At 63.2% G+C, this 13,183-nt stretch carries 12 protein-coding genes; 5 read left to right on the top strand and 7 right to left on the bottom strand.

Going from position 1 to position 13,183, the window contains the following annotated elements; genetic code table 11:
• Window positions 1–32: 32 nt before the first annotated feature.
• The 3 genes from adhP (at window position 33) to AC6I99_RS16465 (ending at window position 3,202) form a co-directional block, all read left to right on the top strand.
• On the top strand, window positions 33–1,055 hold the full coding sequence (adhP, locus tag AC6I99_RS16475; RefSeq protein WP_224165065.1) for an alcohol dehydrogenase AdhP: 1,023 nt from the start codon (window positions 33–35) through the stop codon (window positions 1,053–1,055).
• Entirely contained in the window at window positions 1,055–1,489 is a 435-nt protein-coding gene (locus tag AC6I99_RS16470; RefSeq protein ID WP_497944643.1) for a DUF779 domain-containing protein, read from the top strand. The genes adhP and AC6I99_RS16470 overlap by 1 nt, the downstream gene beginning before the upstream one ends.
• Window positions 1,490–1,645: 156 nt before the next feature.
• Entirely contained in the window at window positions 1,646–3,202 is a 1,557-nt protein-coding gene (locus AC6I99_RS16465; protein WP_224165064.1) for an amino acid permease, read from the top strand.
• A gap of 156 nt (window positions 3,203–3,358) precedes the next feature.
• Here AC6I99_RS16465 and AC6I99_RS16460 read toward each other — a convergent pair whose 3' ends face one another.
• The 4 genes from AC6I99_RS16460 to AC6I99_RS16445 form a co-directional block, all read right to left on the bottom strand.
• Window positions 3,359–3,994 carry a DUF2461 domain-containing protein gene (locus AC6I99_RS16460; protein WP_497961295.1) on the bottom strand — a complete coding sequence of 212 codons (636 nt, stop codon included), beginning with the start codon at window positions 3,992–3,994 and terminating at the stop codon, window positions 3,359–3,361.
• A 131-nt stretch (window positions 3,995–4,125) separates the two neighbouring features.
• Window positions 4,126–5,607 (bottom strand): catalase, encoded by a 1,482-nt coding sequence (locus AC6I99_RS16455; protein WP_224088432.1) that lies wholly within the window; start codon window positions 5,605–5,607, stop codon window positions 4,126–4,128.
• A 14-nt stretch (window positions 5,608–5,621) separates the two neighbouring features.
• On the bottom strand, window positions 5,622–6,101 hold the full coding sequence (locus AC6I99_RS16450) for a Fur family transcriptional regulator (protein ID WP_224088431.1): 480 nt from the start codon (window positions 6,099–6,101) through the stop codon (window positions 5,622–5,624).
• Between the two features lie 30 nt (window positions 6,102–6,131).
• Window positions 6,132–7,028: a hypothetical protein gene (locus AC6I99_RS16445; protein ID WP_497961294.1), complete on the bottom strand. Its 897-nt coding sequence runs from the start codon at window positions 7,026–7,028 to the stop codon at window positions 6,132–6,134.
• A 106-nt stretch (window positions 7,029–7,134) separates the two neighbouring features.
• Here AC6I99_RS16445 and AC6I99_RS16440 point away from each other — a divergent pair, with 106 nt between their 5' ends.
• The gene (locus AC6I99_RS16440) at window positions 7,135–8,406 is read left to right on the top strand and encodes an MFS transporter (protein WP_497944646.1); all 1,272 of its coding nucleotides are present in this window, start codon (window positions 7,135–7,137) and stop codon (window positions 8,404–8,406) included.
• A gap of 143 nt (window positions 8,407–8,549) precedes the next feature.
• A complete protein-coding gene (gene htpX / locus AC6I99_RS16435) occupies window positions 8,550–9,419 on the top strand; it encodes a zinc metalloprotease HtpX (protein ID WP_309925647.1) in 870 nt (289 codons plus the stop codon).
• Between the two features lie 97 nt (window positions 9,420–9,516).
• Here htpX and efeB read toward each other — a convergent pair whose 3' ends face one another.
• From efeB to efeU, 3 genes are all read right to left on the bottom strand, one after another.
• The gene (gene efeB / locus AC6I99_RS16430; protein WP_497961293.1) at window positions 9,517–10,971 is read right to left on the bottom strand and encodes an iron uptake transporter deferrochelatase/peroxidase subunit; all 1,455 of its coding nucleotides are present in this window, start codon (window positions 10,969–10,971) and stop codon (window positions 9,517–9,519) included.
• Window positions 10,968–12,161 carry an iron uptake system protein EfeO gene (efeO, locus tag AC6I99_RS16425; protein WP_224088425.1) on the bottom strand — a complete coding sequence of 398 codons (1,194 nt, stop codon included), beginning with the start codon at window positions 12,159–12,161 and terminating at the stop codon, window positions 10,968–10,970. Before efeO ends, efeB begins: the two co-directional genes overlap by 4 nt.
• Before the next feature lie 137 nt (window positions 12,162–12,298).
• Window positions 12,299–13,159 carry an iron uptake transporter permease EfeU gene (gene efeU / locus AC6I99_RS16420; RefSeq protein ID WP_224088424.1) on the bottom strand — a complete coding sequence of 287 codons (861 nt, stop codon included), beginning with the start codon at window positions 13,157–13,159 and terminating at the stop codon, window positions 12,299–12,301.
• Window positions 13,160–13,183 lie beyond the last annotated feature (24 nt).

The raw sequence follows: 13,183 nt of genomic DNA, 5'->3' as shown, positions 1-13,183 counted from the left end.
CCGTCCTGTTCATCGATCAAAGGAGATCGTCAATGTCCGCAACCATGCAAGCTGCAGTAGTCACTGAATTCGGAACCGACCTTACGGTCAAGGAAGTGGAAAGGCCGACGCCGGGTCCCGGCCAGGCGCTGGTCCGCCTCATTACCTCGGGAGTTTGCCACACCGACCTCCACGCCGCCGAAGGCGACTGGCCGGTCAAGCCGACCCCACCGTTCATTCCCGGGCATGAAGGCGTGGGTGAAGTCGTCGCTCTGGGTGAGGGTGTCACGGACGTTGCCGTTGGCGACCTCGTGGGGAACGCCTGGCTGTGGTCCGCCTGTGGGGACTGCCAGTACTGCCGCACCGGCTGGGAAACCTTGTGTGAGTCCCAGCAGAACGGTGGTTATAGCGTGGACGGCTCGTTCGGCGAGTACATGCTGGTGGACACGCGCTTTGCTGCCCGCATCCCGGAAGGCTCGGACCCGGTGGAAGTCGCTCCCGTTCTTTGTGCCGGGGTCACGGTCTATAAGGGCTTGAAGATGACGGAGGCCAGGCCCGGTCAATGGGTCACCATCTCCGGCATCGGGGGCCTGGGCCACATTGCGGTCCAGTATGCGGTGGCGATGGGGCTCCGGGTCGCGGCAGTGGATATTGCCGACGACAAGTTGGCGCTTGCTCGTGAACACGGCGCCGAGCTAACGGTCAATGCACTCCACGAGGATCCGGCGGAGGTCATCCAGCGCGAGACCGGTGGCTGCCACGGTGTCCTCGTGACGGCGGTCCACCCTTCTGCTTTCGGGCAAGCGATCGGCATGGCACGTCGTGGCGGAACCATCGTGTTCAATGGTTTGCCGCCGGGCGACTTCCCGGCGCCGATCTTCGAGATCGTCCTCAAGGGACTCACCGTCCGGGGATCGATTGTGGGTACCCGCCAGGATCTTGAGGAAGCGCTGGAGTTCTATGCCCAGGGCAAGATCAAGCCAACGGTCTCCACCCGGGAACTCTCGGAAGTCAACGCGGTCTTTGACGAGATGAAGCACGCCAAGATCGATGGCCGAGTGGTTCTGAAGTTCTGATGGACCACCCCGTGTTGGAAGCCGCGGTGACGCTGCCCGGGGAGGATTTCTCCCGGGTGGCGCTCACCGCGGCCTCTGTCGAACTGTTGCGGAAGCTCTGGGAGCACCATGGACCGCTCATGTTCCATCAATCCGGTGGCTGCTGCGACGGCTCCGCTCCCATGTGCTACCCGGCGGGGGAGTTCCTCACCGGTGATTCAGATGTGCTCCTGGGCCGGTTCGATATCAGTGCCGGCTTGGGAACCGGAGCGGGCCAGGATCCCAAGCCCCTCGAGTTCTGGATGTCCAGGGAACAGTTCGCCTACTGGTCCCACACCCATCTGACTGTCGACGTGGTTCCGGGCCGGGGAAGCGGCTTCTCTGTAGAGTCCCCGGAGGGGAAGCGGTTCCTGATCCGCTCCACCATCATGGACTGGGACGTACAGGGTGTTTAGTGGTGTGACGGGGGCTACTCGCCTCCGTCACACCAGTCACACCAGTAACGCCGGCTCAGAGACCGTCTCACTATCTGGGATAAATATGGTCGTCCACTGACCGGACACTATTCTTGATGAGTCCTATACCACCCCCATCCAGAATGTGGCATTTTTATGAACATTTTCAGGACCAAGTCGATCGAGCAGTCGATCGCCGACGCCGACGAGCCCGGGCGCAAGCTGAAGCGAAGCCTCAGTACCTGGGACCTGATGATCATGGGTGTCGCCGTCGCTGTCGGTGCCGGTATCTTCTCCGTTGGCGCCAAGGCTGCTGCAAACTTTGCCGGCCCGGCCGTCACCATCTCCTTTGCCATCGCAGCCGTCACGTGCGCCTTGGCCATCATGTGCTATGCCGAATTCGCCACGGCAATCCCCGTGGCAGGTTCGGCCTACGTGTTCACTTACGCCACCATGGGCGAGGTGCTCGCGTGGATCATTGGATGGAACCTCATCCTCGAACTCTTCACGGCGGCTGCGGTGATCGCCAAGTACTGGGGCATCTACCTCAGCAAAGTCTTCGCCCTGATGGGCCTGGATATCCCGCCGGCGCTCAGCCTGGGCGGCGTGGACCTCTATTGGGGCGCCTTCCTCATTGTCGCGATCTTCACGGTGCTGCTGGTGCTGGGGACGAAGTTGTCCGCCCGTGTTGGCAACATCTTCACTTTGATCAAGATTGCCGTAGTGCTGTTCGTGATCGTCGTGGGCTTCAGCTACGTGAAGTTCTCCAACTACACACCGTTCATTCCTGCCTCCGAGCCAACTTCCGGAACGGGTGCCGCCGATGTCATGAAGCAGTCCTTCTTCGGCTTCCTGACCGGTGCTGCTCCTGCCCAGTACGGTACTTTGGGCATTTTCGCAGGTGCTGCCCTGGTGTTCTTCGCCTTCATTGGCTTTGACGTTGTTGCAACCTCCGCGGAAGAGGTCAAGAACCCGCAGAAGACTCTGCCCCGCGGTATCTTCGGGGGCCTGGCAGTGGTCACGCTGCTCTACATCCTCGTCTCCCTTGCTCTGACCGGCATGGTCTCCTACACCCAGCTGGCAGAGGAAAAGAACCCCACATTGACCACGGCTTTCGAGGCCGTAGGCAACAACGATGCCGCCAAGGTCATTGCGTTCGGATCCCTGGTGGGCCTGACCACGGTGATCATGGTGCTGCTCATGGGCCTTTCCAGGGTGGTTTTGGCCATGAGCCGCGACGGGCTGCTGCCGCGGTCCCTGTCAAAGACCAGCGTGAAGCGCTCCACGCCTGCACGCCTGCAGATCATTTGTGGTGCAGCAGTGGCACTGGTGGCCGGGTTGACCAACGTGGATCTCCTGGAGGAAATGATCAACATTGGAACGCTGTCCGCGTTCGTGATGGTCAGCCTGGGAATCCTGGTGCTGCGCAAGAAGCGTCCGGACCTCAAGCCCGCGTTCCGGGTCCCGTTCGGCAAGGTCCTGCCATGGGTTTCCGCCATCCTGTGCATCTACCTCATGACCAACCTGGCAGTCGAAACCTGGATCTTCTTTGCGATCTGGCTGGTCATTGGCATGCTCATCTACTTCTCCTACGGGCAGCGCCACTCGCGGCTCAACGAGAAGTTCGCCTCAGCCAGGTCAGCCGTTAATGGCGGTTCTGCAACCCCCGCGGTCAAGGGCGACGAGGACGAAGACTCCTTTACCAAGGTCTAAACCAATCCCGGCCGCTTGTCAGACAGCTGGCTGGAATCACCATCGAAAGCGCTCGGGAACTGCAATTCCCGGGCGCTTTTGGTGTTCCCGCGCGCCTTGGTGTTCCCGGGCGCTGACTGACGGCGGAACGCGCGCTGTTCCGGGGAGGACCAAGTCCTAGGGTGCAGCGTGCTTCCCAACCCACTCCACCAGCGGCCTCAGCACTTCCCACCGGTCAGCGATCTCGTGTTTTGCCGACGGCGTGGAGAGCCATTCCGGCTCACCAACCTCGACGCCGGCAGACAAGGACTTGTGCTTAAGGAGCTCGGCGCGTGGATGGTCTTTGTCGAAGCCCCGCGGAACGGTCTTGAGCTTCTCGCCCTGGATGGCGAAACCCGCTGCGGCAACTGAGTCCACAATCTGCTGCAGTTCCCCTCCACTATCGGGAGCGTCCACAGCCGCGCGGAAGCGTGCCAATTGCGCGGGAGTGTATGAATGGCAGCCGCCACCGATCAACAGACCGTCGGCACTTACCTGGAGGTAGAACCCGAGGCCTTCGTGTGACGCTGCGAAGGCGCCCTGGGCCGTTTTGTAGGGCGACTTGTCCTGGGAGAACCTGATGTCCCTGTTGGGCCGGAAGATCTTCGCCGGCCCGAACTCAGGCTCCAGCTCCGAAAGGAGGGCCGCCAGCGGCTCCTTGACGGCGGCGTCGTAGGTGTCTTTGTGTTCCAACCACCACTCGCGGTTGTTGTTCTCTTCCAGTTCTTCATAGAAGCGGAAGGCTGCGGACGGAATTCCCTCGAATGTGCTCATGGAAGGATCCTATGGACCGCGGCACCAGAGCAGCCAGAGCCCAGCCCGCCTATGTGGAAAAACAAAGAAGAACACCCCGTTGCGGCGATCCGCAACGGGGTGTTCGACCTGGTACTTACCGGCTCTGATGCTTAGAGCTTGTTGGCTGCTTCGGCGTCGGAAGCGGTCTGGCCTGCACCGAGGTTGGCGCGCAGCTTGGCGCCGAGTTCGGCGTCAACGTTGGTCCAGTACTGGATGGCGCGTTCCTTGATGTCGGCGCTCTTCACGCCACCCACGGCACCGGTGATGGTGTCCAGCAGGCGGGCCTTGGCGGCGTCGTCGTAGACCTCGCGGTACAGGGTACCGGCCTGGCCGAAGTCGCTGTCCTCGGAGTGGAGGGTGTGCGCGGAGAGGGTGAGCTCGCCGTCGTTCTCCCAGCCACCTGCCGGTGAAGCGGGCTCAACAGCAGCCGGGCCACCAACGGAGTTCGGTGCGTAGACCGGGGTGGAGGGGGCGTTGAACAGGTAACGTCCTGCGCCGTCCTGGCTGTAGTTGTTGACCTGGTTCTTGGGCTGGTTCACCGGGATCTGTGCGTGGTTGGTGCCCACGCGGTAGCGGTGTGCATCGGCGTAGGAGAAGATGCGGGCCTGCAGCATCTTGTCCGGCGAGGCAGCGATGCCCGGTACGAAGTTCGACGGCGCGAAGGTGGCCTGCTCGATCTGCGCGAAGTAGTTTTCCGGGTTCTTGTTCAGCTCCATGGTGCCCACGTGGATCAGCGGGTAGTCCGCGTGCGGCCAGACCTTGGTGAGGTCGAACGGGTTGAAGCGGTACGTCTTGGCGTCCTCGTAGGGCATGACCTGGACGTGCAGTTCCCACGAGGGGAAGTTGCCGGCTTCGATGTTCTCGGAGAGGTCGCGGATGTAGAAGTCTGCATCCGAGCCTGCCAGCTGCTCAGCCTGGTCGCCAGTGATGGTCTTGACGCCCTGGTTGGACTTGAAGTGGTACTTGACCCAGAAGCGCTCACCGGCGGCGTTGATCCACTGGTAGGTGTGCGAGCCGTAGCCCTGCATTTCACGCCAGGAAGCCGGGAGGCCACGGTCGCCCATGAGCCAGGTGACCTGGTGTGCGGATTCGGGGGAGAGGGTCCAGAAGTCCCACTGCATGTCAGCGTCACGCAGGTGGGTACCCGGGAGGCGCTTCTGGGAGTGGATGAAGTCCGGGAACTTGATGCCGTCGCGGATGAAGAACACCGGGGTGTTGTTGCCCACGAGGTCGTAGTTGCCCTCGGAGGTGTAGAACTTCACGGCGAAACCGCGGGGGTCGCGCCAGGTGTCAGGAGAGCCATTCTCGCCGGCAACGGAGGAGAAACGGATCAGCATGTCCGTCTCGACGCCCGGCTGCAGGAACGCTGCCTTGGTGTAGGCCGATACGTCAGAGGTGGTCTTGAACGTACCGAAAGCGCCGCCACCCTTGGCGTGCACTACACGCTCCGGGACCCGCTCGCGGTTGAACTGTGCAAGCTTCTCCACCAGGTAGTGGTCGGTCAGGATGATGGCACCGTCGGCGCCGACGGACTTGGAGTGCGCGTCGGAAGTAACGGGGGCACCTGACTGGGTTGTTGAAATAGCAGTCATTGTTCTCCTTGTTCTTATTTTTGAGTTACGGACGTTTGTTTGGGGAGCTGTTGTTTAGCCTGGCAATCCTGGCAGATGCCCTGATACAGGACGTCTGCGATCTGGATGGTCATGGGCTTGGAATTTTCATCCCAGTGCGGTGTGAGGCACGGTGCGTGTCCCACGGCGCAGTCCACGTCTTCCACGCGGCCGCAACTGATGCAGACGGCGTGGTGGTGGTTGTCGCCAACCCGGGTTTCGTAGAGCGCCGGGGAGTGCGGGGGTTCAAAGCGGCGCAGCATCTGCAGATCCGTGAGGTCGCTGAGCACAACGTAAACGGACTGCGCCGTCAGTTCAGGGAGCTCTTTGCGGGCAGCGGCAAGGATGCCTTCTGCCGGGGAGTGCGGATGGTGCTGGACCGCGGCCAGCACTGCCAGCCGCTGTTTGGTCACACGCCTGCCGTGGGCATGCAGGGCACTGGCCCATGCTTCCTGGTCGGCTGTGTGATCGGTCATGCACCCATTGAAGCACTTATTTTGATCAGTTCACAATAAGGCAAAGCTAACTTCCGGCAAATTAAACAAATCCACCATCGGATTGGCTTCCTCCGCAGCAGATCGACCCACCGCATGGATCCGCAGGGTTGAACCCGGATTCCCGCCTTCGCCCGGATCCCCGCCTTCGCCCGGACTCCCGCCTTCGCCCGGACTCCCGCCTTCGCCCGGATCCCCGCCTTCGATTGCTACGCAGCTGAAGCCGGTGAGTCCACTGGTCAACGGCAGGGCACCCAGGGCGCTCCCCATGGCAACGAGCTCCGCTGGAAGGACAGCGGAAATCGCGGCGGCACCGCTGGCGGGCTCAATCACACTGTGATGGCGGGCTGCATCAACTGTCGCCACCCGCGGGAACGGCGCCGGCGGGAACGGCACCGGCGGTAACGGCACTTGGACGGGTACGACGCCGGACGTGGCCGAAGGCGCGGACCCCACCTGACCGGTGGGTGCTTTCGCAACGTTGGCGGCACTGAGCTGGAGAGAATCCCGGATCCGCGCATCCACGACGTCCAGGATGTCCTCAGGCACGGGAACGCGATGGTGGGCCGGCAGCGCGAGTTGGCGTCCCGGCGTCGTGCTTTCCGATTCCCAACGAGCGAAGAGGTGGAACGTGGGCGTGGACGACTCAGCCACCGGCTCGCCGATAGCCGCACCCAAGGGGTGCCACCGGTGGGCGAACATCACGGTGAAACGCTTCGCTCCCAGGACCTCGTCCAAGGCTGCCCGGAGGAGGTTGTGGCAGAACAACCAGTCGGCCGCCGAGGTTTCAGTAAATTCCGTGGAAGGGTCCGAGAGGCGGATCAGCACGTGCCCGGTGGTCAAAGGGTGGCGCGGCCTGGCAAGTTCCCAGATGCCCGAGCGGAACAGCAATCGTCGCGACAAGACCATGTGGACTCCTTCCCCGGGTGAGCCTACCAATCAGTGCGTTACGGCGGGAGACGCACCATGGAAGCCAAACGGACAAGGACGTCACTGGGGTCGCTAGGGTGGCTAGGTGGCGAAACTACTGGCAGACATCACCCCGATCAAGGAGAGCCCGGCATTCCGGCGGCTTTGGCTCGGAGCCTCGGTGGCTGCCATCGGTACCCAGCTCACGTTGGTGGCCGTCAGCTTGGAGGTTTACCGACTGACCCAGGAGAGTTTCTATGTAGGCCTCCTGGGAATCTTCGCGTTGGTTCCGCTGATCATCGCAGGGCTTTACGGCGGCTCCATCTCCGATGCCTACGATCGACGCAAAGTTGCCCTGATCGCATCATTGGTCCTTTGGGTCACCACCGCTGGCCTCGCACTGCAGGCCTGGCTGGAGATCGGCAACATCTGGTTGCTTTACGCATTGGTTGCCATCCAAAGCGGCGCACAAGGCATCAACGGTCCAGCCCGCAGCGCCATCATTCCGCTGCTTGTCCGCAAGGATCTGCTCCCGGCGGCGAATGCGTTGAGCATGCTGACGTTCGGCCTGTCCATGACTGCCGGGCCACTCCTGGCGGGCGTGCTGGTGGCCACGATCGGTTTCGGATGGACTTACACGATTGATGTCATCAGCTTCACTTTTGCCCTGTGGGGCCTTGCCAAACTCCCGCCGCTGCCACCGTCCAAGGATGCCGTCCGGCCGGGGCTTCGCTCCGTGGTGGAGGGCTTCCGGTTCCTCGGCACGCGGCCCAATGTCCGTATGACCTTCATCATTGACCTCATCGCCATGATCTGCGCCCAACCCCGTGCCCTGATGCCTGCAATTGGTGCAGTCATGATTGGCGGCGGTGAAACAACCGTGGGCCTGCTGTTGGCATCCACGGCCGTGGGAGCCTTCCTGGCGGGCTTGTTTTCCGGTCCACTTGGCAGGGTGAGGCGCCAGGGCAGCGCCGTGGTGTGGTCGGTGGTCGGATGGGGTGCCTCGATCGCAGGCTTTGGCCTGGTGGTGTTGCTGGCTGGAGATTCGGGCCGCGAGGGCGTAACACCCTGGCTCCTCCCGGCTGCCCTGTGTTGTGCGCTGGCGGGGATTTCCGACTCTGTCAGTGCGGTCTTCCGCACCACCATCCTCCAGGCCGCCACGCCAGACCACCTGCGCGGACGCCTGCAGGGAGTGTTCATCGTGGTGGTCGCAGGAGGGCCTCGAGTGGGGGATATGCTGGCCGGCGGTGTCACGCAATTCCTCAGCGAAGGCGGGGTGCTGCTGATCGGCGGAATCGTTTGCATTCTCCTGGCCTGGCTGGCATCGCGCCTGCAGCCGGGCTTCGTCGCGTACGATGCGAAGCATCCGGTGCCCTAGCCGGCAGCCTCTGTCAGGGCAGGGCAGGGCAGGGCAGGGCGGGGCAGGGCAGCCCAGGCCTGCCGGCTGCGGAACACGGCGACCGCCGTCGGCGTTAATCGGTACAGAACTGTTCGCGAGCCAACGAGAGTGGAAGAACAACCGTGCACAAACACAACAATGGACTCAAGACCGCGGCGCTTTTCGGTGTGCTGTGGGCGGTGCTGTTGGGTTTGGGCGCCATTATCGGAGCCGGTACGCGCAGCACCACCCCCATCTGGATCTTTGCCCTGATCGGGGTAGCCACTACCGCCTACGGATACTGGAACAGCGACAAGATCGCCATCCGCTCCATGGCGGCCTATCCGGTCAGCGAAGCGCAAGCCCCGCAGCTGTACCAGATCGTCCGGGAGCTTTCCGTGCGGGCCAACAAGCCCATGCCGCGGATTTACCTCTCGCCCACCATGACGCCGAACGCCTTCGCTACCGGGCGCAGTCCCAAGAACGCCGCTGTCTGCTGCACCGAGGGAATCCTGCATGTCCTTGATGCCCGCGAACTCCGGGGTGTCCTGGGGCACGAGCTCATGCACGTGTACAACCGGGACATCCTGACGTCGTCCGTGGCGGCTGCCGTGGCGGGCGTGATCACGTCCGTGGGGCAGATGCTGTTGTTCTTCGGCGGCGGGGACCGGCGCAATGCCAACCCGCTCGCGATGATCGCCATGGCGCTCCTGGCGCCGTTCGCGGCCTCACTCATTCAGATGGCGATCTCCCGCACCCGGGAGTACGACGCCGACGAGGACGGTGCCGAGCTGACCGGCGACCCACTGGCGCTCGCCTCGGCGCTGCGCAAGATCGAATCGGGCGTCTCCCAGCTTCCGCTCCCACAGGATCAGCGGCTCGTGAATGCCTCGCATCTTATGATCGCCAATCCGTTCCGTGGCGGTGGCATGCGGCGCTTGTTCTCCACGCACCCGCCCATGAAGGAGCGCATCACCAGGCTTGAGCGGATGGCTGGGCGGCCGCTTTCCTAAGGACACGGCTTTCCCAGGGCTAAAACGTCGTGAACCCGCTATTCCGTGGTCGGCCAACAACGGAATAGCGGGTTCACGACGTAATAGAGAAATCAGCCTAGGCGAAAAGTCCTTCACCGATGAAGCCGCCCTGCTGGATCCCCGGAGGCACGGCAAAAAGGCCGGAGCCCGTGTGCTTCAGGTATTCCACGGACAACGTATCGCCCTTGGCCAGAGCCAGCTGCATGGGAACGTAGTGGGTCCGCGGATCCTTGACGAACGCGATGAAAAACAGCCCCGCGTCCAGATGCCCGAGTCCGTCTGAGCCGTCGGTGAAGTTGTAGCCGCGGCGAAGCATCCGCACACCCCCGTTCTGGTCGGGGTGGGCCAGGCGGACGTGCGAGTCCAAGGGAATGAGCGGGTCACCGTTGCGGCCCGCGAGCTTGAAATCGGGCGCCGTGAACTCTTCGCCACCGGACAACGGCGCCCCCACGCCCTTCGTCCGCCCTATCAGGCCTTCCTGTTCACCCAGGGACGTCCGGTCCCAGATCTCGATATGCATCTGGATCCTGCGCGCCACAAGGTAGCTGCCGCCCCTCATCCACTCTTCACTCGGCGAAGCCGGGGAACCTACCCAGACATGCTCATCGAGGAGGGCTTTGTCCTCAACCTTGAGGTTGTTGGTGCCGTCCTTGAACCCAAAGAGGTTGCGGGGCGTCACCTGCGCACGGGACGTGGAGGACGTGCGGCCAAAGCCCAATTGGGACCAGCGGACACGCACCTTTCCGAAACCGATGCGCGCAAGGTTGCGGATGGCGTGAACGGCTACCTGGGGGTCGTCGGCGCAAGCCTGGACCACGATGTCGCCTCCGGTGCGGCCAGGTTGAAGGTCATCACCGGGGAAATGCGGGAGGTCGATCAAGGCTTCGGGCCGGCGACCGTCCAAACCGAAGCGCACCTTGCCGTTCTTCTCGAACAGCCCTGCGCCGAAACCGAAGGTCAACGTCAATTTCGCGGCGGCCAGGTCCAGCGCCTCACCGGTGTCTTCCGGCGGGGCCTCGTAGGGGCCATCGACGGCGCCGGTCGCACCCGTCGTGCGGCCCGCCGTCATGGCCTCAGCCGCAGCAGTCCAATCCTTCAGGAGCTTGATCAGCTCTTTCCGGTCCTCCGTGGTGACATCGAACGCAGCCATGTGAAGGCGGTCCTGGGCCGGGGTGGTGATGCCGGCCTGATGCTCGCCGAAAAAGGGAACAACAGCATCCCCTGCGTCGGATTCCGCAGCCGATGCAGCACCGGCCGTGACCAGGTCGTGGCCCAGGAAACCTGCGGCGAGGCCAGCGACTGCGCCAGCGCCGCCCACTCCGGCAAGGGAAAGAAGGCCACGGCGGGACAGCCGGGAGGTGCCGGCGGTTGCCGACGCACCGCCGTCGGACGTCCCCGTGGAGCGTACGACGCCGGTCGCCTCGCCGGCGCGGGCTGAAGCGTCAGCCTCACTACGATTCACATTCAGTGGCTGTCCGGCACCTGGAGCCTCCGGGGCTTCGCCGGTGTGCCCGTAGGGGCAGCCGGTCACAGCACGACAGCCGAGGTGAGCTTGGACAGTGGCTCGCCCAAGGAATCGACCAAGGCGGCGAGCTGCTGGATCTGATCCTGGCTCAGCTCGTTGTAGTAGGAGAAGCCATCGCCCTTGGCGTGCTTCTTGAGCTCGGCCTGGAGGGCTGCGAACTTCTCGTCCAAGGACTTGGCGAGCTCGGCGTCTTTTTGCTCCAGGGCCGGCTTCAGGCTCTCGAAAGCGATGCGGGCGCCGTCCACGTTGGCCTGGAAATCCCAGAGGTCGGTGTGCGACCAGATCTCTTCCTCGCCCGTCACCTTACCCGTGGCAACCTCATCGAGGAGCTCCTTGGCGCCGTTGCCCAGCTTGTCAGCCGTCAACTCCACTGTGCGGGTACGCGTTGCGAGGTCTGCAGTATCTGCAACCAGCTGGGTCGATATCGCGCTACGTTCGGCCGGGGTCATGGCGGTGTAGTCCGCAGGCGGGAACAAGTCCTTCTCTGCGCGGTGCCATCCGGTCCATTCCTGGCCGGGCTCGAGATCGGCCTCGCGTGCATCAAGCTTGGGATCGAGATCCCCAAACGATTCTGCAACGGGCTCGATCCGCTCCCAGTGCATGCGGGTTGCGGCATACAGTTCACGGGCCTTTGCGGCATCGCCGGCTGCGAAGGCATCTGCAAAGGCCTTGGTGCCCGTAACGAGTTGCTCCGTCTGGTCCTTGACGTAGGCGGCATACTGCTGGGAGCCGGTCTCAAGAAGTTTTTGGAAATCGGCGTCCGCGCTCGGCTTGTTTCCGGACTCTGTGACCTCAAACGAAGCCCGGATTCCATCGCCCTGCATACCCGGCTTGCAGGCGGTGTTGTACTTGCCTGCAGGAGCGGTGACCACCAGGTTCCGGGTAATTCCAGGCCCGATGTTTTCCACTTCGCCGATGATCCGCAAACCGTCCTCGGCCAGCAGGTAGAACTCGGTGACCTCGGTGCCTTCGTTCTTCACGGCAAACGTCAGGTTGCCGCTGGGAGCAGTACCTGTGGAGACCTTGCATTCATTCGCGGTGCTGCTGACCTGGATCGGCCCATCTGTGGCCGCCGTGGTTTTTGCATTGTCAGTGCAGCCCACCAGAACCATGGGGACGGCCGCAGCCACACCGATGACGGTGAGGGTCCTGCGAAGCTTCGGGGAAGTGGCGGGGGACAGGAACGTGCCAAGCATGGGGGTCCTTTGGGTTGTGGGAACGAGCGGGGTGCGAGGCCTGCGCGCGGGTTGGGGGGGTGCGGGATCGTACGGCTGAACAGTGTTTACGGCTGAACCGTGTTTACTGCTGAACCGTAGTTACTGCTGAACGGTACTTATTGCTGGACGGCGACTGCGGGCTTCGGGGCCGTCGTCTTCGCTGCCGCCGCCGGGGGATGGGAACGGTTGGCCCGGATGTACAGGGACAGGACCGGGATGACGTAAAGCAGCCAGGCTGCTGCTTCCAGCCACGTGGTGGCCGGGGAGAAGTTCAGCGTGCCCTTCAGCAAGGTTCCGTACCACGACGACGGCGGAACCGCAGCTGAGAGGTCGAAGGCCAGGCTATGCAGGCCGGGAAGGATGCCGGCTTCCTGGAGGTCGTGGATGCCATAAGCAAGGACGCCCCCGGCAATGACTATGAGTCCCACTCCAGTCCAGGTGAAGAAGCGGCCCAGGTTGACTTTGAGGACGCCGCGGTGAAGCAGGTATCCGAGTCCGGCAGCTGTCAGGAGTCCAAGCAGGGCGCCGAGGAGGGGGAAGGTGGTTTCGCCGGTGGCTTGCGCTGCGGCCCAAATGAAGAGCGCTGTTTCAAGTCCTTCGCGGCCAACGGCCAGTGCCGCAACAAGCACGAGGCCCCATGCGGCGCCGTCGGCTGCTTTATCCACGTGGGACCTGAGGTCGCTTCCGAGGCTGCGGGCGGTGCGCGCCATCCAGAAGACCATCCAGGTTACGAGGCCGACGGCAACAATGGACAGCCCTCCGCCGATCGCTTCCTGGGCCTCGAAGGTGAGGCCCCGTGGGCCGAACGTGAGAAGAGCGCCGAAAGCGAGGGAGATGGCAATGGCCAGCCCGACGCCGGCCCAGAGCCGGGGGAGCAGCGACTGCCTGCCGCTCTTGATGAGGTAGGCCATCAGGAGGACCACGATGAGCGAGGCCTCGAGGCCTTCACGCAGGCCTATCAGGAAGTTGGCGGTCATGTGCGTTTCTTTCACTCAGGGTAG

This window comes from Arthrobacter sp. TmtSoilC77 (genome assembly GCF_059739415.1).
The sequence above is the reverse complement of the archived record's forward strand: the minus strand, read 5'-3'. Positions and strand labels throughout refer to the sequence as shown.